General features: G+C 47.3%; 21 protein-coding genes. 7 read left to right on the top strand and 14 right to left on the bottom strand.

What is annotated here, in order from left to right; genetic code table 11:
- Positions 1–32 precede the first annotated feature (32 nt).
- The 3 genes from CHH53_RS11210 to CHH53_RS11200 all read right to left on the bottom strand — a co-directional run bounded on the left by CHH53_RS11210 (position 33) and on the right by CHH53_RS11200 (position 3,015).
- Positions 33–1,070 carry a polysaccharide pyruvyl transferase family protein gene (locus CHH53_RS11210; protein ID WP_095216221.1) on the bottom strand — a complete coding sequence of 346 codons (1,038 nt, stop codon included), beginning with the start codon at positions 1,068–1,070 and terminating at the stop codon, positions 33–35.
- Positions 1,071–1,170: 100 nt separating this feature from the next.
- A complete protein-coding gene (locus CHH53_RS11205) occupies positions 1,171–2,460 on the bottom strand; it encodes a PA2928 family protein (RefSeq protein WP_095216220.1) in 1,290 nt (429 codons plus the stop codon).
- 18 nt (positions 2,461–2,478) lie between these two features.
- Entirely contained in the window at positions 2,479–3,015 is a 537-nt protein-coding gene (locus CHH53_RS11200; RefSeq protein ID WP_158221546.1) for a DUF3267 domain-containing protein, read from the bottom strand.
- A gap of 116 nt (positions 3,016–3,131) precedes the next feature.
- Here CHH53_RS11200 and CHH53_RS11195 point away from each other — a divergent pair, with 116 nt between their 5' ends.
- Positions 3,132–3,854 (top strand): DUF421 domain-containing protein, encoded by a 723-nt coding sequence (locus CHH53_RS11195; RefSeq protein ID WP_095216218.1) that lies wholly within the window; start codon positions 3,132–3,134, stop codon positions 3,852–3,854.
- A 40-nt stretch (positions 3,855–3,894) separates the two neighbouring features.
- On the opposite strand, the gene nhaC is transcribed toward CHH53_RS11195, so the two are convergent.
- Together nhaC and CHH53_RS11185 are read right to left on the bottom strand one after the other, a co-directional pair.
- Positions 3,895–5,316 carry a Na+/H+ antiporter NhaC gene (gene nhaC, locus CHH53_RS11190; protein ID WP_233135047.1) on the bottom strand — a complete coding sequence of 474 codons (1,422 nt, stop codon included), beginning with the start codon at positions 5,314–5,316 and terminating at the stop codon, positions 3,895–3,897.
- A 310-nt stretch (positions 5,317–5,626) separates the two neighbouring features.
- Positions 5,627–6,337 (bottom strand): DsbA family oxidoreductase, encoded by a 711-nt coding sequence (locus tag CHH53_RS11185; protein ID WP_095216217.1) that lies wholly within the window; start codon positions 6,335–6,337, stop codon positions 5,627–5,629.
- A 145-nt stretch (positions 6,338–6,482) separates the two neighbouring features.
- Between CHH53_RS11185 and CHH53_RS11180 the strand changes: the two genes are divergently transcribed.
- The 3 genes from CHH53_RS11180 (at position 6,483) to CHH53_RS11170 (ending at position 8,752) form a co-directional block, all read left to right on the top strand.
- The gene (locus tag CHH53_RS11180; protein ID WP_095216216.1) at positions 6,483–6,704 is read left to right on the top strand and encodes a YuzF family protein; all 222 of its coding nucleotides are present in this window, start codon (positions 6,483–6,485) and stop codon (positions 6,702–6,704) included.
- A 12-nt stretch (positions 6,705–6,716) separates the two neighbouring features.
- Complete coding sequence (locus tag CHH53_RS11175) at positions 6,717–7,613, top strand: manganese catalase family protein (RefSeq protein ID WP_095216215.1); 897 nt, start codon at positions 6,717–6,719, stop codon at positions 7,611–7,613.
- A 134-nt stretch (positions 7,614–7,747) separates the two neighbouring features.
- Positions 7,748–8,752, top strand: a complete 1,005-nt coding sequence (locus tag CHH53_RS11170; protein ID WP_095216214.1) for a quercetin 2,3-dioxygenase — start codon at positions 7,748–7,750, stop codon at positions 8,750–8,752.
- A 39-nt stretch (positions 8,753–8,791) separates the two neighbouring features.
- Here CHH53_RS11170 and CHH53_RS11165 read toward each other — a convergent pair whose 3' ends face one another.
- Positions 8,792–10,729, bottom strand: a complete 1,938-nt coding sequence (locus CHH53_RS11165) for a glycoside hydrolase family 127 protein (RefSeq protein ID WP_095216213.1) — start codon at positions 10,727–10,729, stop codon at positions 8,792–8,794.
- A 118-nt stretch (positions 10,730–10,847) separates the two neighbouring features.
- Here CHH53_RS11165 and CHH53_RS11160 point away from each other — a divergent pair, with 118 nt between their 5' ends.
- Positions 10,848–11,714 carry a helix-turn-helix transcriptional regulator gene (locus CHH53_RS11160; protein WP_095216212.1) on the top strand — a complete coding sequence of 289 codons (867 nt, stop codon included), beginning with the start codon at positions 10,848–10,850 and terminating at the stop codon, positions 11,712–11,714.
- 33 nt (positions 11,715–11,747) lie between these two features.
- Here CHH53_RS11160 and srtB read toward each other — a convergent pair whose 3' ends face one another.
- From srtB to CHH53_RS11135, 5 genes are all read right to left on the bottom strand, one after another.
- Positions 11,748–12,524 carry a class B sortase gene (gene srtB / locus CHH53_RS11155; RefSeq protein WP_095216211.1) on the bottom strand — a complete coding sequence of 259 codons (777 nt, stop codon included), beginning with the start codon at positions 12,522–12,524 and terminating at the stop codon, positions 11,748–11,750.
- Between the two features lie 99 nt (positions 12,525–12,623).
- Complete coding sequence (locus CHH53_RS17835) at positions 12,624–14,837, bottom strand: phosphatase PAP2 family protein (protein WP_095216210.1); 2,214 nt, start codon at positions 14,835–14,837, stop codon at positions 12,624–12,626.
- A gap of 184 nt (positions 14,838–15,021) precedes the next feature.
- Positions 15,022–15,894, bottom strand: coding sequence for an EamA family transporter (locus tag CHH53_RS11145; protein ID WP_095216209.1), 873 nt, complete (start codon positions 15,892–15,894; stop codon positions 15,022–15,024).
- 172 nt (positions 15,895–16,066) lie between these two features.
- Positions 16,067–16,690 carry a DUF2306 domain-containing protein gene (locus CHH53_RS11140; RefSeq protein WP_369819882.1) on the bottom strand — a complete coding sequence of 208 codons (624 nt, stop codon included), beginning with the start codon at positions 16,688–16,690 and terminating at the stop codon, positions 16,067–16,069.
- 228 nt (positions 16,691–16,918) lie between these two features.
- A complete protein-coding gene (locus CHH53_RS11135) occupies positions 16,919–18,550 on the bottom strand; it encodes an alkaline phosphatase (protein WP_095216208.1) in 1,632 nt (543 codons plus the stop codon).
- Between the two features lie 1,008 nt (positions 18,551–19,558).
- Between CHH53_RS11135 and ahpC the strand changes: the two genes are divergently transcribed.
- A complete protein-coding gene (ahpC, locus tag CHH53_RS11130; RefSeq protein ID WP_095216207.1) occupies positions 19,559–20,122 on the top strand; it encodes an alkyl hydroperoxide reductase subunit C in 564 nt (187 codons plus the stop codon).
- 15 nt (positions 20,123–20,137) lie between these two features.
- Complete coding sequence (gene ahpF, locus CHH53_RS11125) at positions 20,138–21,667, top strand: alkyl hydroperoxide reductase subunit F (RefSeq protein ID WP_095216206.1); 1,530 nt, start codon at positions 20,138–20,140, stop codon at positions 21,665–21,667.
- 75 nt (positions 21,668–21,742) lie between these two features.
- Here the strand turns inward: ahpF and CHH53_RS11120 are convergent, their stop codons facing one another.
- From CHH53_RS11120 to CHH53_RS11110, 3 genes are all read right to left on the bottom strand, one after another.
- Positions 21,743–22,525: a DUF6270 domain-containing protein gene (locus CHH53_RS11120; RefSeq protein WP_095216205.1), complete on the bottom strand. Its 783-nt coding sequence runs from the start codon at positions 22,523–22,525 to the stop codon at positions 21,743–21,745.
- A gap of 82 nt (positions 22,526–22,607) precedes the next feature.
- On the bottom strand, positions 22,608–23,552 hold the full coding sequence (locus CHH53_RS11115; protein ID WP_095216204.1) for a 5-oxoprolinase subunit C family protein: 945 nt from the start codon (positions 23,550–23,552) through the stop codon (positions 22,608–22,610).
- The gene (locus CHH53_RS11110; RefSeq protein WP_095216203.1) at positions 23,545–24,318 is read right to left on the bottom strand and encodes a LamB/YcsF family protein; all 774 of its coding nucleotides are present in this window, start codon (positions 24,316–24,318) and stop codon (positions 23,545–23,547) included. The genes CHH53_RS11115 and CHH53_RS11110 overlap by 8 nt, the downstream gene beginning before the upstream one ends.
- Positions 24,319–24,323 lie beyond the last annotated feature (5 nt).

The raw sequence follows: 24,323 nt of genomic DNA, 5'->3' as shown, positions 1-24,323 counted from the left end.
AAAGCTAGAATCATAAGATTCTAGCTTTCTTATCAGCTGCGGAGGAAATCCACCAGCGGTTTGAAGTCTTTTCTCAGATCCACCTCGTTTGGCTCTGTGTCCATCAATTTCTCTACCATTTTCTCCAGCAGTCCCACATCCTTGGAGTCTGTATACTCCACAAAATTGATGGAGTCGAGCCAGTCACGGTAAGAGTGCTTCGCTTTTCCATAGCTGTTTCCGAATACAAGACATGGTGTTTTCGTGATGATGGAGAAAATCATCGCATGCAGGCGGTCGGTGATGATCAATTTCTTCGAGCTGATCAAATCCAGCATCTCGATGAAGTGCTTTTCCCTGTCCGCATAATCGATTGTCGGTACAATATCCTCATCCAAGACTGTATCTGTACGGTCGACAGACCCGAACTTCTTCGCCCACTCCATGAGCTCCGAAACGAAGCTCTCTTCCATCACCTTTTCTTTATCAGCCCTCAGGAAGAACATGACACCCTCCCGTTCCTGCTCACGGGGGACAATATCAAGTGACATCACCATATCCGGTGTGTACATCACCTCAGACTCGAATGTATTTCTTACAACATCCAGCGTCTGCGATTCCCTGGCAGCAATCACCAAGTTCTTATTCTGATGATAGGCTTCCTGTGTTTTCTTTTTCTCCTGCTCGCCATGTTCATTATCTTCGAAGAACACAGACTGCGGCATGGAAATCGACTTATAGTCCTTGAAAGCAGCGAATACCTTTCGGCGATCTTCTTCGATATCCAAATACAAGCTTCCGAGATTACCGCCGCCTGTGAACATGACGATATCGTCTTCACGAATGATACCTTTAACAAATTCAATTCCTTCATCCGTCGCATAGTCCATGATTTCTATATATTCATAATAAGGGAACCGGCTTTTGATGAATTTCTCGATGCTATACGCAATTGCCTGATCACCGATATTTGTATAACTCGGCGAGCCGAATAAGAAGACCTTGCGTTTATCATTCGTGAAAGCCTCCGGTGAAACATTTGGTCCAATGCCCTTGGCAATATAATCTGTGTCGATTGGTTTTATGGTCATATGAAACGCCTCCTTCAGCAAAACTTCTTTTGAGCCGTACTCTTCCATACCCCGATTCAAAAGATGTTATGCCTCAGGATATCGTCAATTCCTTCCAGGACTATGGAGTTTCCATTATGTCCTCCTTTTTATTCCAACGATACTGGTAAACGAAATCCACGGTACCATCTTGTTCGGAAACTTTATAAAGTTTGCCGGCAGCTTGTATACATGCAGCATCTTCCGTAAAAAAGACACCAACCGGGCTTTCGCCTGGGATCTCTTGATGATCATAATCGACTGCTAACTTCCAGCTCACGCGGGATTCACCAGTTGAAACACGTGCGATCATCATCTGATCCTGGTTGCGTTTTTCTTTGTACATCAGCAGCATACTGCCATCTTTATTTGTCCCGATGATCGGCTGTGCCTCAAGCAAATCCGGGTACAGCTTCTGAACGATCTGCTGGGCTTCTTCTGCCTCTCCGTTTTCTCCGTCACCGAAAAATCCCTTCTGTAACTCTTTCCCATAAGCCGGATCCTCTGTCATTCGTCCGTCGGCAATACGATAATACTTGCTGTTCAATGCATATAAATAGATGCTGCCGCCTTCATCGAGATAATAATCAGCCTGCTCGTAGCTCAGATTATCGGCAAGTTCCGGATATGTCTCTGTCCAATCCTCTTCCTCAAGACGGACTTCCCCGGTGGCTGGATCAAGGAAATACAGCTCCTCGGCTTTCCCATTCACGACCATGACACCGTCATCTGTCAGCCCCAGAACATATTCCTGCCAGCTGGATTTCCGGCTCCACTCCCTCTCCCCCGATTCCAGATCCACAGCTATGATCTCAAAGCGCGAAACGCTCAAGGAGATACCGTTCTCATGCCCATTCGGTATTTTCATCCGAATTTTATTGATGGCCAAATTGGCATCTTCCGCCACGATTGTTGGGGAATCAAGATTCATCGTCACCGAGCGGCCTGCTCCGTGGAACACAGTCATGACGAAGGAACCAACGATAAATTCACCAACTAGCAGGAAAATGATCATGCTGATCAATTTCTTTATCGAACTTAACCTTCTAATCCCCCTCACAAGAAAAAGCGTGCATAATGCGACAAACAAACCAACTAAAATCCACAGCGTCACATCATGCCAAAACCATCCTGTAAACGTCCAATCCTGGAAGAAATCCCCTCCCAAGAGCCAAAGCAGCAACGTCCCTAGCCCTGCATGGACAAGCAGGAAACCTGCGAGTGCCCAAAACGATTTGCCTTGCTTATCTGGAATGATCTTATCCACTGCCCACTTGCCGATATTGATCAAAATCCAAATATAAATCAGCGTCAAAATAACATTATGTACAGCATCATCATTGAAAAGCCAGTAATGAAAAAGATCGACCACACAGTATTCTCCCTTCCATCAGTCAGGTGCCTCTGTATAAATGAAATAACCGACCTCGGTCGGATGGTCCATCACGAATTGTCTGGCTTCATACTTTGTCAGGCTGCGGAAGATGATCCAATCACCTACCCCTCCAGCTGTCAGGATCACAGATACAGTCAGCAGTATCCCATTCCCGGTCATATACGAAAACAGCAGCGGAACAAGCCCCGTCAGTATAACGGGTAAAAGCAAAGCCATGCGATAAGCCCTAAGTGTGATAGGTGTCATGCAATGCGCATAGGCGGCACCGTCTTTCATGGAAAATCCATATTTCACCTGATTGGGTTTCACATGTCCAAACACGACAAAGCCAACCCCATGCAGGAGTTCATGCAGAATGATTCCGATGATTGTGAGCAGAAAAATGACTGCGATACCAGATAAGCTTATATGAAATTCAAATCCATGTATCAGAAGATAACTAAAAGTGGCCGCAAACAGCATTCCTAGCGCCAGGATCGCAGCTTGCTTTTGCAATTCCTTCATATCGAACAATACTTCCTGCTTTTGCATGTTGATCGCCTCTTCTCTTTTTACGCGCTGACTGCATTTTCGTTTCAAAAATTCAAGGCATCGGTTTGACGGCAGCATCTGCTGGCAAGACTGGATGATAAGAAAGGAGCAGCTTCATGCCTGAACTCATACATGATAATCTGATTGTCCTATCCCGAATCATTACTATCATACCGCTGATGCTCATCGTCACACTATTCATGGGAAAACGCACCATCGGGGAAATGCCAGTATTCGATTTTCTGATTGTCGTCATTTTAGGAGCGCTGGTCGGTGCCGATATTGCTGATCCCAACATTGAACATCTCCCTACAGCCTTTGCTGTCATCGCTATCGGGCTTTTTCAAAAAGCAATCGTAAAGTGGAAGATAGCCAACCGTAAAATCGGTAAACTGCTTACACTCGATCCGACTATCGTGATCCAGGATGGAACCTTTCTGTATGATAATATGCGAAAAATCGAATACTCCATAGACAATATATTGTTCATGCTGCGGCAAAAGGACATATTTGATATATCCGATGTAGAAACTGCTGTCATTGAACCGAACGGTACGCTGAGCGTGTTGAAAAAGACTGTCAAACTGCCCGTTACCCGGGAAGATCTCAAACTTCGGGAGCCCATCTCCTCCATTGCTTATCCAGTCATATCGGATGGAGTCATTCACTACGATACACTGGCCTATTTCCAATTGGATGAAGAATGGTTAAGAACACAGCTGGCAGAGCAAAATATCATCGGAATCAACAATGTATTCTTCGCATCCATTTCCCAGCAGCAAAAGCTCCACATCAATTTGAAGGATAGAAAAATGACCATCCCTCCGATCAAGCATTAAAAAGAGAGCACTACCCTGTCAGGGCAGTGCTCTCCTGCTATCAAGCTTCTGCTATTTTCATTTTTGGTTTCTTCTGCTTCGCTTCTTTTTTCTCCTTGAAAGTCCAGCCGGTCACGCCATAAAGCAAGGTAAACAACGGCGTGATGAAGGCCAAGAAACAGAATGGCAAATACGTGACTGTCGCGATACCGAGGGCCCCGGCCGTATAGATACCGCCGCCGGTCCAAGGGACAAGCGGGGCACTCAACGTACCCGTATCTTCCAAGATACGCGAGAGGTTTTCCGGTTCAAGATTCAACCGTTCAAATATAGGCTTCATCAGTGTACCGCCCATAACTGTCGAGAAGTAAACAGTTCCTCCAAGCACCAGGGTTACGTAGCTTACAATGATAGTCACTGCTGTCAATACACCAGTATGTTTGATTTTCATCGCAAATGATGCAATCAGCGCTTCCAGCACACCCGCATCTGCCAAAAGACCGCCGACTCCGAGAGCAAACAAGAATAGCGCAATCAATTCCAGCATACTTGTCAAGCCACCGCGAATCAGCAATTCATCGACAACAGGAATACCGGATTCCACTGCATATCCGCTATAGAAAGTGGTTAAAGTTTCAGCAAATCCGAATCCTTGATAAAAGATCGCAATCAGCCCGCCGACCGCCGCTCCGGCAAAAATCGATGGTATGGCAGGTTTTTTCATGACCAGCAATGCAATCAATACAACTATCGGGATCAATGGAATGATCCCCAAATGGAAATTATTCGCCAGGTATGCCGTCAGCTGATTGACACTCTCCGAATCGGCGCCTGTTCCATGATAACGCAAACCAATGAAGAAAAAGATGGCAGCTGTAATCAAATAAGAAGGAACTGTCGTCCAAAGCAAATGCTTGATATGCTTGAACAAATTCCCGCCTGTTACCGCGGGTGCCAAGTTAGTCGTATCGGATAAAGGAGACATCTTATCACCGAAAAACGCTCCGCTGACAATGGCCCCTCCTGTCAGACCAACCGGAATGCCGAGTGCCGTACCGACACCCATCATAGCAACACCTGCAGTTCCGACCGTTCCCCAGCTGGTGCCTGTCGCAACAGATACCAGGGAGCAAAACAGCAATGTCGTCACTAAGAAGAACTGCGGTGTAATTGCCTGCACACCATAATAAATCAGTGTTGGCACTGTTCCGGATGCTATCCATGCACCGATTAAAATGCCGACGGTCAAAAGGATGACACCAGGCATCAATGCTCTTCCCATTGCTTTTGCCATGGATTTTTCGATTTGCTTATACGTAAATCCAAGCCCCAGCATATAAGGGATGATGACTAGCATGCTGATGAACATCAGTATTTGAATCGGTGCATCAAATGCCAAAATTCCTATGGATACTACTGCCACTATTGATAAAAGCATCATCAATGCATAAATAAAAGACGGTTTCTTAATATCGGTTTCCAACCAACCACTCCTTCAACCTGAGGTTGTTTATTTTTGCTGAACGAAATACAACTTTTATCATCTACCCGTTCAGCCGCTGTGTGAAACTCACTTCTATAATGCTACAGTATATCCTCCGAAAGATAAAATGCCACTGACAGCAGTTAAACAGGATATAGATGGCTCACTTTGCTCAACCTGAAGATAAGCGGCCGGTTCTTAGATATCCTCCAATATGATGCCTTATCTTCCGTTTAACAGGGCTCATCACTTTAAATACCCTTTTTGGAAGCACAAAAAAAGACCTGCAAATCTGCAGGCCCATCATATATCAGATGGAACAATTATCATCTGTGCACACACCAACATCACCAGAACCGAAATTCTGGAACTTCGGCTGTTCGTTTTCTTCCTTCCATACCTGATTCAGCGCACCGACGAATGTCTCCATCGGCTGTGCGCCCGAGATAGTGTACTTATTATTGAAGATGAAGAAAGGGACACCTGTGATCCCGTACTGCTGCGCCAGCTGTTCATCGGCTCTTACCTCATCCAGGTGAAGGGATTCATCATCCAGGATCCACCCTGCTTCGCTTCGGTCCAAGCCTGAGGCTTCTGCAATATCAAGCAGTGTCTCTCTCTCACTGAGATTCTTGGATTCTGTGAAATATGCATGAAGAAGTTTCTCGGTGATTGCTTTCTCCTTGCCTTTTGTCACGGCAAACTTAGCTAATCGATGTGCATGCAATGTATTTGTCGGCTTCATTTCATCAAAGTTGAATGTAAGACCGACCTCGGCTGCGTGCTGGCCGATTTGCATATTGTTCACCTTTGCCTGGCCGATCGTCATGCCATATTTTTCAGCAAGCGCTTCATGGATGCTTTTCCCATCATACACCCCGGCATTCGGATCAAGCTCAAAGCTCTTGAATTCTATTTCCACACTGTCCTTATGCTCGAATTGTTCCAAAGCAAGCTCCAGCTTCCGTTTCCCTATATAACAGAAAGGACAGACAAAATCTGACCATATTTCAATTTTCATCGTGACACCCCTTTTCACATTAAGATGATTTTAGCACAGAGCCGACATTCCGCAAAAAATGATGCCTGCATCCATCACCTATGCATGAGGACATCCATCAACTGCATACAGTATATCGTTTCTATCTATCAAAGGAGCGATCAGCATGAACCAGCCTCAGCAAACAACCTATGTCAGCAGTGTCGATCCATATATCTACCAAACCTTACAAGGAGCCAGGAATAAGCAAATCATCGTGGAGACCGTACGTGGATCCGTTACAGGCAGATTGAGCACCGTTCGTCCGGATCATATTGTCGTCGAATCAGGAGGATCACCTTTCCACATCCGGACTGCACAAATCGTTTGGGTCATTCCAAAAGGATAAGGAGGCAAACCGATGTTCAAACGTGAAAACAGACTTGCAATTGAATTACCCATCCCGGAGCATGGCGACCCGAACGCAGCTGCAGCTGTGCAGGAACTGCTTGGCGGAAAATTCGGTGAGATGTCCACATTGAATAATTATATGTATCAATCATTCAACTTTCGCCATAAAAAGAAGCTGAAGCCTTTTTATGACTTAGTTGCAAGTATCACTGCAGAGGAATTCGGACACGTGGAACTGGTGGCCAATACAATAAACCTTTTATCACGCGGCAATACATTTTACACCGGGGATCCAGATGCCACGCCCCTGCGCACAGGCCTGGACAGCCGCAATACATATCACTTCATCGCTACAGCCCAAACAGCTTTGGCCGGCGACTCCATGGGTCGCGCCTGGAGTGGGGACAATGTCTTTTCCAGCGGAAATCTCGTGCTCGACCTTCTCCATAACTTCTTCCTGGAATGCGGCGCACGTACGCATAAGATGCGTGTCTATGAAATGACGGAGCATGAAACAGCCCGGGAAATGATCGGCTATCTGCTCGTACGCGGCGGCACACATGTGCTGGCTTATGCCAAAGCGCTGGAAATCGCAACGGGAGTAGACGTCTCAAAGATGGTGCCTGTCCCCGATCTATCCAATACAAAATTCGATCATGCCCGTAAATTCGAGAATCAAGGGCTTGGCAATATCCTTTTCACCTGGAACGACATGGGCGAATATGCAGACATCCGAAAAATCTGGAAAGGGAAGAATCCAGAGAACGGCAGTGAACTCGTCGTGAAACAAGGCGCGCCAAGGGGCGGTCCGATCCCGGACCTTGAGGAGCTGCCCGAGCAATTCGCTCCGGGCATCGACCGGGATGACTATGCACGTATTGCGAAGCGTTTGATGGAAAACATATGAGAATGAGCTGCACTCCTTTTAGGGAGGCAGCTCATTTTTGATACCAGACCTTCATCAGAGTACTTTTTACTCTTGCAGGCTGAATGATGATATTTTTATAATTTATAGATACAAAAATAGAGAGGGAGAGAAAAATGACTGCGCTCCAGCAGAAAACAACGCCCCAAAATAAACAAGCCTATTTATTGCGCAATGAAGAGGGCGAATGCTACATCATCAACAAGCAGGTTATTAAAATTCTTGCAGATGCTGCAAGTACAGGGAACCTGTTCAGCCTTGTGCAGATCACTGGCAGTAAAGGTGAAGCGTCTCCCCTTCACGTGCACGACCAACAGCATGAATCCATTTATGTGATAGACGGTTTGCTGGAATTGACAATCAATAATGAAATACATACGCTTGCTTCCGGGGATTACGCTCACCTGCCAGCTGGCACTGTACATCAATACAAAACGCTGCGTAATCGCACGCGGTTCTATTCGTTCTCAACCGACGGCAGCATGGCAGACATGTACCGCAATATTGCCGAACCATATGCATACACGGTGCCCCACAGTGAGGCAGCCGATTCTATCACAGCTGCTGCCTTACACGATTTGGATCATGATTACAGGATTGTCACTGATCCTCCGCAAGGGCTGATTGCTGCCAAGCAAATCACAGCAGCAGAACTTCCTGATGCCGCTGTTCCATATGTCGTCGAATCAGGTGCGGGTGAAAGCATGCTGGCCGCCGATCAGCTATTTACCTTTCTCGCTACGCAAGCAACCACTGATAAAAAGTATCTCGCTGTCATGACAGAAGGCTATGCGGGAGAAGCGGTACCAGTGCATCATCATGAGAAGCACACGGAATGTTTCCTATGCCTTGAAGGGAAGATGACGATGTGGGCGGACGGAGAAGAATTCCATTTGGAAAAAGGAGATTTCCTGCATGTTCCGGCACACATTGAACATTCTTTCCGCCTGGACGTCCATCATACGAAATTCATCGGGTTCCTGGCTTCTGGTTTGTTTGAAAAGTTCTTCCGCCTGCTCGGGGAGCCATACGAGCATAGTGAACTCCCGAAAACGCCCGGCGCATTTTCTTTCCAGCGCGTTTTGGAAAATATTCACGAACTCGACCTCAAATTATCTTGACGGAAAGCTGCCCCGATGAGGGACAGCTTTCTGTTTCATTTACTCCGCATTTTCATATATCCAAATCCGCATTTCGCCAGTTCCCCGGTTCCCCCATGCAAAATATGGAATAGCATGGATGGAGACCCGCTCCGCTTCAGGTGTCCTTGTCTGATAAAGATGCTCTGTTTTAACGATACGAAATGCGTCTGCTTCCAGCTTGACTACCCCCTTCAGCAAATCTTCCCTATAGGATATCGTAAAAGTGCTTTCTCTTGGGAGACGGAGACCAGAAAGATTGCTTCCATTATCCTTTTCTTCTATACAATAGACGACAGGGCCCCGCTGCAAGGCAGCCTGCCCCTGATTCATCCCGACCTCCGGATTGCTATATACACGCATAATCGGCATTGGCAGAAACAGCTCGATCTTGTCGCCGAGCTTCCACATACGCTCCAACACCAGATAACCATCCACCAGATCATCCGCCGCAAGAGCCTCCCCATTGATGGAGACCGCCGCGCCCTCACACCAGCCAGGTATACGAAACGCCAGCTTGAATTGCCCAGTCCCTTCCACCGTCACGGTAATGCTGCCATCCCATGGATAATGATGCTTTTGCATCAGCTTAACAGGCAGCTCATCGATCCTTGTCTGCACACTTCCAGCCATATAAAGATGTGTATATAAGGTGTCCCCCGTCTGCGTAAATGCATAATCCTCGATGGATGCAAGCAGACGAGCCAGATTCGGCGGACAGCAAGCACAGGCAAACCACTTTTGCCGCTCCTGCTTCACATGCTCCTGATCCTTGCGTCCGCCTTGATATGCATTCACCTCCAGCGGGTTCACATAAAAAAATCGTTCTCCCTCCAAGTCCATCCCGCTGATCGTCCCATTGTAGATAGCCCGTTCCAGCACGTCTGCATATTTCCTGTCTGGTGATAGCAGCAGCATCTGCTTCGCCCAGAAAACCAATCCGACAGATGCACATGTCTCACAATACATACTGTCATTGGGAAGGTCATACGGATCCGTGAACGCCTCGCCATTGACAGCTGAGCCCAGTCCCCCGGTCACATACATCTTCCTGTTTGTCACATCCTCCCATAAGGCATCACATACCGCTTGCAGCTGGGCATCATCTGTCCGCCGCGCCAGATAGGCCATTGCTGCATATAAATACATCGCCCGGACGGCGTGGCCAACTGCTTCTGTCTGCTGCCGCACAGGAAGATGTGCCTGCATATAGGCATATCCAAGTCCGAAATTGGTATGCCGGTCATTCCACGTCGGCGCCGCATCCAAGTTACGGCGCCGCTCTTTTTCCATATCAAAATAATGCGGCTCCTGTCCGCGCTGTTGGATGAAATATGCAGCAAGCTCCAGATGCTCAGCATTCCCTGTCAAATCAAATAACCGAAGCAGGGCCAGCTCGATTTCCGGATGCCCTGGATAGCCTCGCAGCTTTCCCTCTTCGATTCCGAACGTATTCCGGATCAGCTTCACATACTTTTCCACGATGGCAAGGAATGCACGCTTTCCCGTCGTTTCATAATAGGCAACCGCAGCTTCGATCAAATGACCCGCACAATACAATTCATGATTGTCCCGCAAATTCGTCCAGCGATTTTCAGGCTCCACGAGCATGTAATAGGTGTTCAAATATCCATCTACGGCTTGTGCCCTGCCCATCAGCGAAATGACATCATCGGCTGCTTTTTCCAAGTCTGGATCCGGAAAGCGACGTAAACTGTACGCTACCGTTTCCAGCCATTTGGCCACATCGCTATCCTGGAAGACTGTGCCATAATAGTCGCCAGCCGCTTCTCCTGCTGCTATGCGGAAATTTTCGATGGCATGGCTTGGGGCAGTGCCGGACAGCTGATCATTCAACGCCTTCCACTGATAGGGAATGACCTTTTCTGCGACGAGTTTCTTATAATTCGACCAAAAGGCATCCTCTACCATCACTTTAGGACTTTTTGCGGTTTCCATCTTCCCACTCCCTTGTTAAGCGTTTTCAAGAGGTAGCTTAACATTTAAAATAGAAGTGATATAGTATCAGATTCAACCTCGATTTACACTATTTCACCCAAAAGGTGGCGACACAGCAATGGAGACTTCCTACTTATCATTCGCCGTTCCGCCTCTGCATTACTTTGTGGAAGGAGACCGCACGACCTTTCGCAAAGGACAGCGGCACCCGGCACGAAGGAATCTTGGATTCTTCGATATCATCCTCGTCCAAAATGGCATTTTATACATCGGTGAAGAAGGACTGCAATGGGACGTTTCCGCCGGCGAGGCATTGATCCTTGAGCCTGGGAAATTCCATTACCCAACGGCTCGCTGTGCAGCTGATACCACATTCTATTGGCTGCATATGCAAAGCCCATCAGCTTGGAGGGAACAAATGACCTCCTCTCCTATTTCATCCCATGAAACAATGCCATCCCTGCATTATCATACAGCGAATACCACCTTGCATCTGCCGAAATATCAGCCGATGGCCTATCCCGAAGTACTGTTTGATGCAGTGGAAAATCTGCTGCAATCCACCATCCAGCCGCGCTCCTTTGCTTTTTGGGAAACACAGTATTTATTCATGCAGGTGCTGCAGCATCTTTCCTATAACCCAGCACCGCAGCAAGCCACCTTACGTCTGGCCGAGCGAATCGAAATGTACATCAAGCAGCACTATAGCCATCCAATCACAAACAGCACCTTGGCAAAGCATTTCCACGTACACGAAAATTATATGGCCAGATGCATGAAACGAATCTATCATTGCACACCGCTCGAATACTTGGCAGCTTATCGGCTGCACCAAGCCCGCCTGCTGCTTTTGACTACGGACTGGCCCCTGCAGCAAATTGCCGAAGAGGTCGGTTATACAAGGCAAGGTTACTTTTCAAAGCTCTTCAAAGCGAAATATGGCATGACGCCAAGACAGTACAGACAGGATAGGAGTAAATCCTAGCTGATCATCAACTCTTTACTGGGAAGGGGCCTCTTAATCGATCTTTGTCAATTTCCCGTGCAGGACCAATCTGCCTTCATCCGAATCCAGTAATTCATTGCATGTTGATAGGGTGATGATGTTATCCTTTTCCGTTACTTTGACATCTGCCGGCACGGTTGATTTCCCCTTCACTATCTCAAGGAAATCCTTATATTCGGCTTCGCTGGTAAAATCCGTTTCAATATAATTAAAATCAGTGGTCGTTGCGTATACCGAGAAAACCTCTACCTTATAGCTTTCGTAAAGCGTATCGAATTGAAATTGTTCATGCCGCGAGAAAAAATCCTTGTCTAAGAACTTATCCAGCTGCCCGAACATCGAGCCATCCTTCATCTGATGTCCGTAAATGATCGTTTGTCTATCCAGGGATGATGCATCATTTCGATAATCCATGAAAATACTGCCGGATTTGGATGCAGCTTCTTTGTAATCCCGATCTAAATAATGACTATTATCGGAACCCTGCAAGATAGGGTAATCTATTTTTGTATCATTGATCGCAATCCAACCGACGATATCTGGATTGGTCTGTAAAAGGGATTTAAATTGCGGACGAACTTGATTCTCAGAGGGTGCAGCAATTGCAGTATTGCTGCTTCGAAGATTGTCTTTATATTCCTCTTGGATTTCACTCATCACTTGTTCACTTTGAGCGTAATCCAAGCCTATCGTTCCTAATTTGATAAGGGAAAACAGAAAAAACGCCAAACAAGTGAGAAGAACCATTTTTTGGAGCCAGCTCATTTTTTTCTTCTGATTTTTATTCATTCTCTGCCCATACCTTTACGATCAATTATTATCGATACAGATAAGATGCCCCTTGCAGCTGCATGGCAGCAGTTGCCTTTTCGCTGCAAGGGACCTTGTTTAGTTTCTGCCTTTTAATTTTCTTTGCAAGAAAACAGCTGCTGCTGCAATGGCGGAAGCCGCCAACAACCCGACATACAGAAGGATATTTGTGTCATCCCCGGTTTTAGGGTTCTTCACCACATCTTCTTTCGTTTCGCTCGAAGTCACAGGCGTAACCTGATGTTCCCCTTCATCATTCGTATCATCCGGCTTAACCGTGGTTTTGCCGTCATTTCCGTCAGCTGCAGCATCCGGCGTCTTGCTGTCTTCCTTCCCATCGGTTGTATTACCCGGATCTTCCTCGTTGACCGTATCGTTTGCCGATCCGTCATCGCTGCCCGATTCCGGTGCCGGATTATCGTCTCCTGTTTCAGCCGGCGGTACGACCGGCTGTTCATTCTCCTTCTCTTCCTCTTCTTTCACTTCTTCTGTATTCACGACATACATGGCATTTGCCTCATAGACAACCTCATACTCATCCGGGAGACCTGTGATCTCAACCGCGGAAAAGGCATTCTTATCCGCCAGTTCATCGTAGGAGATGATCGGTGTATCCGCTTCAGGGACGTAACCATCTGTAAAGTTCAGCTTCAGGGTCCCGCCAAATGCTGCCTGACCATTGATATCAAGCACATCTTCTTTACTTCCGATCGTAAGCTCAAGCGTACCCGCCTCGGACTGGGTAAAATCATTGCCGATCGTCACAACACTCGAAACATTCTCTTTCAGGATACCTTCTGTATTTTCAACTTTCCCTTCACCAAAAGCAGTCCCGGAATCCGCAACTAAGGTTCCTTCTTCCAGCAGGGTGCCGCCAGAATAAGAATTATTCCCTGAAAGCGTCAAGGAGCCCGCACCTGATTTAGTCAATTTCCCGGTACCGCTGATATCGTTTTTCCAAGTATCTGCTTCATGAAAGCCGCCCTTGGAAGCATCCATTGTCACTGACACATTATTCTCAAATGCTTCATATCCGCCCGCGGCAGCGAACATATTCAGCCTTCCCCAGCCCTCTGTATCATCCAGCACCGGATAGCCGGACGGCAAACCTGTTGTATATAACACCCAGCGGCGCTGCGCATCATCCAAATATGGGAAACGGGTCTCAAGCAGGACCTCTGCACCTTTTGGCACAACCATTGGCTTCGTGGTGTCGCCAGTTTGCGCAAAACCATATGTCAGGCGCTCCGTATATTTCTTCTTATTCGTTTCATAGTCACTGTAATTGTCTTCAGATGTACCTTCTTGTGTAAGCAGTACTTCATGTGCCTGCGCATAAGCAGCTTCCTTCACACTCTTGTTGGCCGGATCATTCAGGGCAGCTGCCGCCACAGCGGTTGCCATCACTCGGCCGCCCATGACATCCAATGGGGAATGCATGCCTGCGACGATCCTGCTATGCCCCATCTCAGAGGCCCTTGTCATGATTTCTTCATAGCGCTCCGGAACTGCATAAGCAAAACCATAGGATGCAAGATAGCCTGCATTCGTATGCCCGCTCGGGAAACCGCCATCACTGCTGGGATCGTCCTTTATCCTTGGGACAAGTGTCGGTATCACACTGACCTCCTCACTCCAGCGGAACGGCCGTTTATAAGCATAATAAGCTTTGGCTGACGATGTCGATGCACCAGTCGAGCGTATATTATCGATTAATTCGACCATGCTTCCAAGACTCGAACCCTGATCAGCCCATACACCATTGCTGTTGCTTCCATCTTCATAACCAACACTTGTCGCATCTTCCGGGATCTCGTCCGGAATCGTCGTCCCAGCATTGGCACCAGCAATGAAATTATCAGCATAAGGCCCGAGCCCTGCAATGGCACTGTAATTCTGATGACGGCGATCGATCAAATAAGCCATCCTTGCTTCTTCATCTGTGCGATTTTGTGTAATGGAGATGGATGTCGCTATGTTCTGATTATGTATATCGGCATTCAACACGGTGCCATTATCCCAGGAAGACCCAGGTTCCCAAATGTCATGAAATTTGGAAAGCACACCAATCGAGGGGTTTGTATCAGGAGTCATATTGGCCTTGTCATTTTTTGCATAGTTATCGACGTAATACCCATAAGCTGCTTCTTGCGGAGCAATCGCTGATTCATCCAGGCTGTTTGCTGCCAAAACAGAATCTGTGCCTTGAAAACAAAAAGCAGCCGTTAATAATAGAACAGGGATCTTGGACTTGGATTTTTTCCCTTTTTTTTCATTATACTTATTCGCCATTCACTCACTCCTCATCATTAGTCATACAAGTAAATTCTAATGAGGAATTGTGATGGCAGTATTAATTTATCGATAAGATATTGTACAATTTGACACCATATCGGATATTCCGAGTTAAAATTACCAGTTACGACCAGTGATTTTTAGAGGACCAAGCCGTTTAAGTCCTCAACAAAAAACTCCATCATACAGGCTCGGCCCTTTTGGAAGCAAGTGATATCATGACTATACCCGCCAGCAGCAATCCAATGCCCGCCCAAGATAAGAGACTTAGCTCCTCGCCCACCAGCACTGCACCTAATACAGCCGCCGTAAGCGGTTCGGCCAAGGAAAGCGTGACAGCCGAGGACGCCGGGACTTGCTGCAGACCCTTTGAAAACAAGAAATACGCAGCAGCTGTCGCAGCGATTCCCAGATGCATACTTACAGCAAAGCCGCTTGGCTGACGAATCCATTCCATATCAAATAAGAAAAAGAATGGAAATAGGAGAACCCCGCCCATTCCAAAGATAATGGCCGCCGTCTCAAGTGGGCCCCTGCCTTGTACAATTTGTCTGCTCAGCAGTGTGTAACCAGCAAAAGAGAGCCCAGCTCCCAGTGCCAGCAAAACACCGATGGGTTCGATGGCCAGCGAAGCACCGGTCTGAAACAGCAGCACGCAGCCCATAATCGATGACAGCGTCGCCATCCACCATATACGCCCAGGACGCCGCCTGAAGCACAGCAGCTCCAGCAGCCCGGACATTATCGGAGCACTGCCGATTGCAAGGACCGTTCCTACAGCCACACCAGTCTGCTGCACCGCCGAAAAGAATAATGGCTGGTAGCACGCCATGCATATGGCAGCCGGGACTGTCAGCCTGATTGGCCACCCTTTCATGCTGAACCGCCCGAAGAGCAACACCATTACCAGCAAAAACGCGCCGCCAATCACCAGCCTGGCTGCCCCAACCGCAATCGGGTGCGCATCTGATGGAGCGAAAGCCTGTGCCGTACCAGTCGTCCCCCATAACATCGCAGCTAGCAGGACGAATAAAGGAGCCGTTTTTAAATTCATCTGCCATCCCCTTCCCTTTTGCAGCTTTTTTCCATCATGCCAGAGACCTGGCATTCTATAATGTATTAGAGGAGATTTTCCGACATAAAAAATTACAATGGCTCGTTTGATCCCTCATTCCCGAAGCTTGTACCGACCATTCCATCCAGCTATTTTCACCGCCCGCAGCCGATCATCTCTTCCTCACATAAAGGATGATAGTCTCCGCAATCAGGACATTCACTGCAATCGAACCATACACCCCGATGGTATAACTCAGCGTATAATCCAATCCCCCCTTGCATAAAACCGAAGAAATCAAATGAATGAACAAATTTGTAAAACAGAACATATAGCTGCGAAGCATCCAATGCCGATGCTCATCCAGCCTGCCTTTCCTGGCATGGACGACGGCAATCACTGTCATGATCGGCCAAAACAGATTCACCATATTGAATGGTACACTGACCAGCCTTCCTCCCGTTGCGTAAGGCGCCAGGTATCCTGATGTCAAGGACACAAGCATGACCGATATCACATACACATAACCATTTATACGATGGAACTTCCGCCTATGCCAAGCCAGCCCCCTTGAAAAGTTCACCGCTCCGCTCAGCGCAGCCAAGCAAGCCACGAATACATGTACATACATGACATCAAGCCAGACCGGTAAACGGAAGGAATCACGCAGTTCCACCTTCTGTTCGAGGAAGAAGGATGCACGGTGATCCAATATGTAATTATCAACGAAGGTATATAGAATATATAGACCAATAAAGATAAGCAATAGCCGATAGAAAAACGTCTTGGAAAACAATTTGCCACCTCCCTCCCCATTATACAGACACAAGCTGCAGGTACGAGAAGAGATGCGAAAGTGATAAAGAGTCCGCCATAACGATGTGATTCCCCCTAAAAAGTCAGGAACATCGGTGCGGGCTCTTCTTTCATTGGTTGTCACAGAAGGAAGGCAAACTTTGCTATTTTCACTCTTTCGATCAGCGTATACAAAAAGCACCCCTGGTCTGCAAGGGTGCTTTCCGATTTATTTTGCTTTCTTCACCAATTTCACGGCATCCTTGGATACATAGAACTTGCCGCCGCTTTGAACGGTTACGCTATCAAGCTCATATTCCCGATCGTTTACGACAACGATATTCTTGTTCACAGGGAATTCCGCTTTTTTGCGTCCTTTCTCTACTACTAATACCGGATTGGCTGCATCAGAAGAATCGATGCTCACTTCTCCCCAATTGCCGAAGGCTTCTTCCGCTTCAATGAACATGTTTTTGCTCAGCTTATCAAGCTTGAAGCCCATCGCATCCGCCACTGTATGGGCAATATCCGTATTTTCGATCATACCTGATGGTTTGCCTGGTCCATAAGCGTAAAGGAACAGATCCTCTCCTGTATGCCCGCCAGTCGTAAATCCAAGATTGGCTCGCTGCGCCAGGAGGTCAACCAATGTGCCTTCAAGATCCTCTGATTCATTGATTGCTTTCTTCTCTTCCTCGGTAGGATTCGTGATACCGTATAGCTCTGCCACTTCCAATCTGTTGGATCCATCCTCATTCAACTGGGACATAGCGCCTTCAAGCGTCATTTGCGCTTCTTTCAGCGGATCCACATAAGCAGAGACAGGTGTAGAAGGATAGCTGCCGTCCGTATTTTCATTACCGATGGATATTCCGCTATTACCATGGTCAGAAACGGCAATCACCATCGTGTGCTTATCCTTCTTGGCAAAATCAAGTGCTTCTTTCACCGCGTCATCAAATGACAGCGTATCGCTGATCATGCCGACAGGGTCATTTGCATGCGCTGCCCAATCCGGTTTACTTCCTTCCACGAATAGGAAGAAACCATCCTTATCCTTGGACAATGTCTGAATACTCTTTTTCGTCATTTCCGCCAGTGTCGGTTCTTCCGGCTGTGTCACTTCCCTGTCCATATCGTAAGCAAGTGCTGCCGGTGCAAAGGAGCCCCAGATTTTCTTCGATTTTGAATCGAGCAAATCATCACGATTTTCGACGAAATCATAACCCTTATCATCTATTACTTCAAGCAAGTCTTCGCCATCTTCTCTATTCCCGTTCTCAAGTGAATCCTTCCCGCCGCCCAGGACAACGTCGATATTCTGATAGACTTGCTGCTCAGCGATATTATCGTATTGCTGACGATGCTCTGCATGAGAGGAGAACGCTGCAGGTGTCGCATGCTGTATCTCGGATGTGGAAACAAGCCCTGTCGCTTTTCCATTCAGCTTGGCACCTTCCAGCACATTCGTCACCGGGCGATACGGGTCATCGGCAAGATCCTCATCCACTCCCGGGGAAGCAACCTTCTCCGGAAGCACACCGACAAACTTGTCATTCGTTTTATTGCCAGTCGCCATTGCCGTGCCGGCAGGTGCTGAATCTGTGATTGCCGATTCTGCAGAATATGTACGCACACCGCCCGATACCATTTCATCCATGGCCAAATCCTCGCCTTTGTACCATCTGGAAAGCGTAGTGGTTGTAGAGCTCACCCCATCCTTGACAAGGAGGATGACATTCTTCACTTTCTTATCCTTTTTCGCCTCTACCTCTTCCGTTTCAAGTCCCGTCAAACCAAGTGAACCAACCGCAAGCGTACCGGCCAGCGTCACCCCTAGTAATTTTTTGCTCAGCTTCATTTCGCATTCCTCCATCTCACCGATTATAAAAACCTTCACCAATCCATCGAAAAAGTTAATAGAATTAGGTCGTGTACGAGGGTAATTTTATAAGGTGATTGTTAATGTGATGTTAATGTTCTATAAAGCTATCGTTAAATAATATATTGGGTTTTTTGGAATATATTTGCTCCCCATCATGCACGAGACTATATTAATAGGCATTACGGTTTAATTTGAGTCTAATCATTTTACAGTATCTCCTGCTAAATCATAATAGACTGCCTTTAAACGAGTCGTTCAATAATAGTTAATTATACCCATCAATTTAAAATTATATATGGCACGCAGTTATATATACCCAAATCCATAATCGACAAAGTTAGTCATAAAACGACCGATTCCTCCTCTTACCAGCTGATACGCAAACCGAAGCCTTCGCCACTCAAATCTTTACACAAAAAAGCGACTCCTTTTCGGGCCGCTTATCCGATTTATAATTTGAACCCCAGCAGTCCCTGCAGCTCCTCGGCGCCAGGCCATCATCTGCCGGAGATCCAACAACCAGGGAAAGAGCGCCATGCTGCATCAGTCAGCGGTACCGGCCATCGGAGGATAGGGTCTTGGCTGACACATTTTTAAAAGATTCCCCCTAATCTTCTAAACTGCCGACTCATTAATACTATTTTTATCTGCAGTCTAAAAAGATCATGGAGATAAAGTGCTAAAATCCTCAGATTCACTTTCAGCCTGTTGCAGAAATCCTTCTTCTCAAAGAGCCTTTTCAACTGAAAAAGCTGACAAGTTGCAAGTTTTCCCTAATATAAGGATGGCATATGCATCCGACGGATACTGGAAACACCGAACAAAAGGCGTCACGTCAATATTTTATTGTGACAACTTTCACATATTCTCTTGACATGAAATCTATCGTATTCTACGCTTACTAACAAATATAAATTTAGAATTATTTTGTTCAAGTAATTCTAAGTTTCTAATTATCAAGATATTTTAGGAGGCTACTTATTTATGTCATTAATCGGCAAAGAGGTACAACCATTCACAGCACAAGCTTACAAAAACGGCGATTTCATCGAAGTAACAGAAGCGGATCTTAAAGGCCAATGGAGTGTCGTTTGCTTCTACCCTGCAGATTTCAGCTTCGTATGCCCGACTGAACTGGAAGATCTTCAGGATCAATACAGCACACTTCAAGAGCTTGGCGTAGAAGTATTTTCCGTATCCACAGATACACATTTTGTTCATAAAGGCTGGCATGACAGCTCTGAAAAAATCAGTAAAATTACATATGCAATGATCGGCGATCCATCCCAGGCCATTTCCCGTCAGTTCGATGTATTGAACGAAGAAACTGGTCTTGCTGACCGCGGTACATTCATCATCGATCCAGATGGCGTCATCCAGACTGTCGAAATCAATGCAGACGGTATCGGCCGTGATGCAAGCACGCTTGTGAACAAAATCAAAGCAGCACAATACGTGCGCCAAAACCCAGGTGAAGTTTGCCCGGCAAAATGGGAAGAAGGATCTGAAACACTGACACCTAGCTTGGATCTTGTAGGCAAAATCTAAGGGAGTGCGTTGAATATGGTACTTGATGCAAACATCAAAGCTCAATTGAACCAATACATGGCACTGATGGAAAACCCTATCGTGCTCAAGGTAAGTGCTGGTGCAGATGACACTTCCAAAGACATGCTTTCCTTGGTTGAAGAACTTGCGGCCATGTCGCCTAAAATCACAGTGGAAAAAGCAGAACTGACACGTACACCAAGCTTCACCGTGAACCGCGCCGGCGAAGATACCGGCATTGCATTCGCCGGCATCCCGCTCGGGCATGAATTCACATCGCTAGTCCTGGCACTATTGCAAGTAAGCGGGCGTGCACCGAAGGTTGAGGAGAAGCTGATCAAGCAGATCAAGAACATCAAAGGCGAATTCCACTTTGAATCTTATATCAGCCTGACCTGCCACAACTGCCCGGATGTCGTGCAGGCACTTAATGTGATGAGCGTGCTGAACCCGAACATCACGCACACGATGATCGATGGTGCAGCCTTCAAGCAGGAAGTGGAAAGCAAGAACATCATGGCAGTGCCGACAGTTTACCTGAACGGCGAAAACTTCGGCAGCGGCCGGATGACGCTTGAAGAAATGCTCGCTAAAATGGGATCCGGAGCTGATGCCTCTGAGTTCGATAATAAAGATCCTTATGACGTCCTGGTTGTCGGCGGCGGTCCAGCAGGCTCCAGTGCGGCCATCTATGCTGCACGCAAAGGGATCCGCACGGGTATCGTAGCGGAACGCTTTGGCGGCCAGGTATTGGATACGATGAGTATCGAGAACTTCATCACTGTCAAAGAGACAGAAGGCCCGAAGCTTGTCGCAAGCCTGGAAGAGCATGTGAAGGAATATAACATCGATGTGATGAACCTCCAAAAAGCAACAAAGATCGCCAAAAATGATCTATTCGAGCTGGAATTGGAAAACGGCGCAACACTGAAAAGCAAAAGCGTCATCATCTCTACGGGCGCACGCTGGCGCAATGTCAACGTTCCCGGGGAACAGGAATTCAAGAACAAAGGCGTCGCATATTGCGCGCATTGCGACGGTCCACTATTCGAAGGAAAAGACGTCGCCGTCATCGGCGGCGGTAACTCCGGTATCGAAGCAGCCATTGATTTGGCTGGCATCGTAAAACATGTTACCGTGCTTGAATTCAACGACACACTGAAAGCAGACGAAGTATTGCAGCAGCGCGCTTACAGCCTGCCGAACGTAACCATCATCACAAACGCGCAAACGACAGAAATTACTGGTGATGACAGCGTCAACGGCATCACTTACGTAGAACGCGACACAAACGAAGAAAAACACATCGCCTTGCAAGGCGTCTTCGTCCAAATCGGCCTAGTGCCAAATACAGAATGGCTCGCAGATGTCGTCGAGCGCACTCCAATGGGCGAAATCATCGTCGACAAACACGGCCAAACAAACGTCCCCGGCCTGTTTGCCGCAGGAGATTGTGCAGATACTGCATACAAACAAATCATCGTTTCCATGGGATCGGGAGCGACTGCATCACTTGGTGCATTCGACTACTTGATCCGAAATTAAAAAAAAGCGTGCGCTATCTGATTAGCGCACGCTTTTGACCTTTTACAAGATCAATCACATATTATCTGTATAAGATCAAGCATTCATACCAGCATTGTGACGGATTGTTCCATCCAGCTGCTTCAGGAAGTCATGGTAATAATCATCCTGATAATGCAATTGAAAAATGTCCCAGCCAAGTGTCGGTTTAGAAGAGATATAGTACTCGGAATGATCCAACTCTATATATTTCAAGTCATACTTTGAAACCACAAAGTTATCGAGCACATTCCAAACCTCGTTATAACCATCAAAAGGTGTAAGATACGAAATATTCCCATCATCACGCATCAATCGATTGCTGAACCTTCCCTTATTGATGATCACTTCACAATTCGGCACATGCTCCTTTACAAATTCCATGAACTTGTGGATGGATGGTAACCAAACGCTCAAATACTCGGTCGAATTGTCTCCGATGTCCAGGATGAACTTTTCTTGCATCTCCCTGTAAAAAGAGGTTCTTGTTATATACCAGTCATTATTTGTGAAGATGCGGTCTTGCGAGAAGACTACTCCAAAATAGATATCCGGGAAGAAATCCATGATCAAATAATCTGGCTGGCTCTCTTTTAAGTCATCCAAGAAAGTCCTGTTCAGCTCCTCCATGACAATGCGTTTATTCCTGTCAGCACTCTTGATATCCACATGGTCCAACTTCGCTTCATCAAAAGGAACTTGTGGTGAAACCAGACTGATTATCGACGTATGCAAAGAGGTAGCAACACATTCATACCTCTCTTTATAATTTTTATTCAGCTTCGAGTTGAAGTTATCCCTAGTAATGCAAGAACCATAACATGCAATCTTAACAGTCATCAGTTTCTCCTCAATAAAGTATTTAGTACCTCATATATCGGAGTAAAAGGAATTTAGTTGAGATTTTTTAGAAAAATCCCATTTACGTTATTTTCTCAAGGACTCGAATTATTTTTGCTCTTTTAAGATTAAGGGCTTGCGCCTCCTTGACATCTATTTCTTCGAACCGGACCACAGCTCCCGGTGCAGCCTGTGCGAGCAACGGAATGTCCGCCGCAATCACCGTTGCAATTCGCGTGTATCCTCCGGTCGTCTGCCGATCCGCCATCAGGATGATCGGCTGGCCATTGGCCGGCACTTGGATTCCGCCGAGCGGGATTGCTTCGGAAATGATATCAGCGGTCGTTCTATGCGCCAGTTCCGGTCCATTCAAACGAAAGCCCATTCGATCTGATTGCGGGGTGATTTCATATGCAGAAGTCAGGAAGGTCTGGATCGCCTCGTCTGTAAAGGCCTCCTGATGCGGCCCAAGGATGACACGTACATTGATCTCCTTCTGATATTTCGGGATCTCATCATAATGGAGGGAACGTCCCGTAATCGCGTGTGTATCACCCGCAGCATACAGTATATCTTCCTTCTCCAGTGCACGTCCGTTCAGCCCGCCGATCTTTGCCTTCAGGAATGTGGATTTGCTGCCCATGACCTCCGGCAAGTCGAAGCCGCCAGCCACACTGATATAGGACCGGATCCCTTCCAGCGGCTGTCCGAATTCAATCAGCTGCCCTTCTTTGACAGCGAAGCTCTTCCACATCGGCGCAGGCTGGCCATTCACCCTCGGGGACAAATTCCCTCCCGTGATGGCAATGACAGCATCCTTCAGCACCTTGAGTGCCGGACCCATCATCGTCACCTCAAGTCCTGCCTCATCCCGACCGTTCCCGACGAGCAGATTGGCGATTTGGAGGGAAAAATCATCCATGGCACCAGCTACGACAACACCGTATTCCTGATAGCCAGTCCGGCCGAGATCCTGGAAAGTCGTCATCAGCCCCGGCTTGATCACTTGAAACAGCTTTTCACTCATGTCTTCCCACTCCGAAATTCCGGATCTCTATCTGTTCTGCCTGCAGTCTCTCCCGGAGCTGCTGGACAAATCGCAACGCTTCCGGCTCATCTCCATGCACACAAATCGTATCCGCTTGAATAGAGATATCCTCGCCATCCACAGCGGTCACCTTTCCTTCTCGGATCATACGGATGACGCGATCGACCGCAATCGCCACATCATGAATCATCGCATTTGCCTGCGAACGGGGTGTCAGCGTTCCATCCGGCTGATACGTCCTGTCCGCAAAGACCTCTTGCGCCACACGCAGGCCGACCCTTTTTCCTGCGCGTACAAGCTCACCGCCCGCCAGTCCGAATAAAACCAAATCAGGATCGACCGCATGCACTGCTTTTGCAATCGCTTCTGCCATGGTCGAATCCTTCGAAGCCATATTATAAAGCGCCCCATGCGGCTTCACATGCTGGACGCAGGTACCGCAAGCCCTCGCTGCCGCTTGGATCGCTCCTACCTGGTAGACCACAAGGTTATGGATTTCATCCGGCGGCAATTTCATCTCGCGGCGGCCGAATCCTGCCAAATCAGGGAAGCCTGGATGAGCACCGATGCCCACTCCAAGGCTAGCTGCTGTTTTGACCGTTTCCAGCATGACATTATGATCCCCCGCATGGAATCCGCACGCAATATTGGCGGATGATATGTATTTCAGTACTTCCTCATCATTGCCGATCGTGTAGGCACCAAAGCTTTCGCCCAAGTCGCTGTTAAGATCGATTGTCTTCATACCAG

Origin of the sequence: Terribacillus sp. 7520-G (assembly GCF_002271665.1) — a bacterium.
Classification (GTDB): Bacteria; Bacillota; Bacilli; order Bacillales; family Amphibacillaceae; genus Terribacillus.
The sequence above is the reverse complement of the archived record's forward strand: the minus strand, read 5'-3'. Positions and strand labels throughout refer to the sequence as shown.

What these genes read in the sequence shown, in the direction of transcription:
- CHH53_RS11185 (WP_095216217.1), bottom strand. Translation starts at nt 6,337, where the DNA reads ATGAAAATTGAAATATGGTCAGATTTTGTCTGTCCTTTCTGTTATATA.
- srtB (WP_095216211.1), bottom strand. Translation starts at nt 12,524, where the DNA reads ATGAATAAAAATCAGAAGAAAAAAATGAGCTGGCTCCAAAAAATGGTT.
- CHH53_RS11195 (WP_095216218.1), top strand. Translation starts at nt 3,132, where the DNA reads ATGCCTGAACTCATACATGATAATCTGATTGTCCTATCCCGAATCATT.
- ahpF (WP_095216206.1), top strand. Translation starts at nt 20,138, where the DNA reads ATGGTACTTGATGCAAACATCAAAGCTCAATTGAACCAATACATGGCA.
- CHH53_RS11160 (WP_095216212.1), top strand. Translation starts at nt 10,848, where the DNA reads ATGGAGACTTCCTACTTATCATTCGCCGTTCCGCCTCTGCATTACTTT.
- CHH53_RS11145 (WP_095216209.1), bottom strand. Translation starts at nt 15,894, where the DNA reads ATGAATTTAAAAACGGCTCCTTTATTCGTCCTGCTAGCTGCGATGTTA.
- CHH53_RS11200 (WP_158221546.1), bottom strand. Translation starts at nt 3,015, where the DNA reads ATGCAAAAGCAGGAAGTATTGTTCGATATGAAGGAATTGCAAAAGCAA.
- CHH53_RS11210 (WP_095216221.1), bottom strand. Translation starts at nt 1,070, where the DNA reads ATGACCATAAAACCAATCGACACAGATTATATTGCCAAGGGCATTGGA.
- CHH53_RS11165 (WP_095216213.1), bottom strand. Translation starts at nt 10,729, where the DNA reads ATGGAAACCGCAAAAAGTCCTAAAGTGATGGTAGAGGATGCCTTTTGG.
- CHH53_RS11120 (WP_095216205.1), bottom strand. Translation starts at nt 22,525, where the DNA reads ATGACTGTTAAGATTGCATGTTATGGTTCTTGCATTACTAGGGATAAC.
- CHH53_RS11175 (WP_095216215.1), top strand. Translation starts at nt 6,717, where the DNA reads ATGTTCAAACGTGAAAACAGACTTGCAATTGAATTACCCATCCCGGAG.
- CHH53_RS11135 (WP_095216208.1), bottom strand. Translation starts at nt 18,550, where the DNA reads ATGAAGCTGAGCAAAAAATTACTAGGGGTGACGCTGGCCGGTACGCTT.
- ahpC (WP_095216207.1), top strand. Translation starts at nt 19,559, where the DNA reads ATGTCATTAATCGGCAAAGAGGTACAACCATTCACAGCACAAGCTTAC.
- CHH53_RS11180 (WP_095216216.1), top strand. Translation starts at nt 6,483, where the DNA reads ATGAACCAGCCTCAGCAAACAACCTATGTCAGCAGTGTCGATCCATAT.
- CHH53_RS11170 (WP_095216214.1), top strand. Translation starts at nt 7,748, where the DNA reads ATGACTGCGCTCCAGCAGAAAACAACGCCCCAAAATAAACAAGCCTAT.
- CHH53_RS17835 (WP_095216210.1), bottom strand. Translation starts at nt 14,837, where the DNA reads ATGGCGAATAAGTATAATGAAAAAAAAGGGAAAAAATCCAAGTCCAAG.
- CHH53_RS11115 (WP_095216204.1), bottom strand. Translation starts at nt 23,552, where the DNA reads ATGAGTGAAAAGCTGTTTCAAGTGATCAAGCCGGGGCTGATGACGACT.
- CHH53_RS11110 (WP_095216203.1), bottom strand. Translation starts at nt 24,318, where the DNA reads ATGAAGACAATCGATCTTAACAGCGACTTGGGCGAAAGCTTTGGTGCC.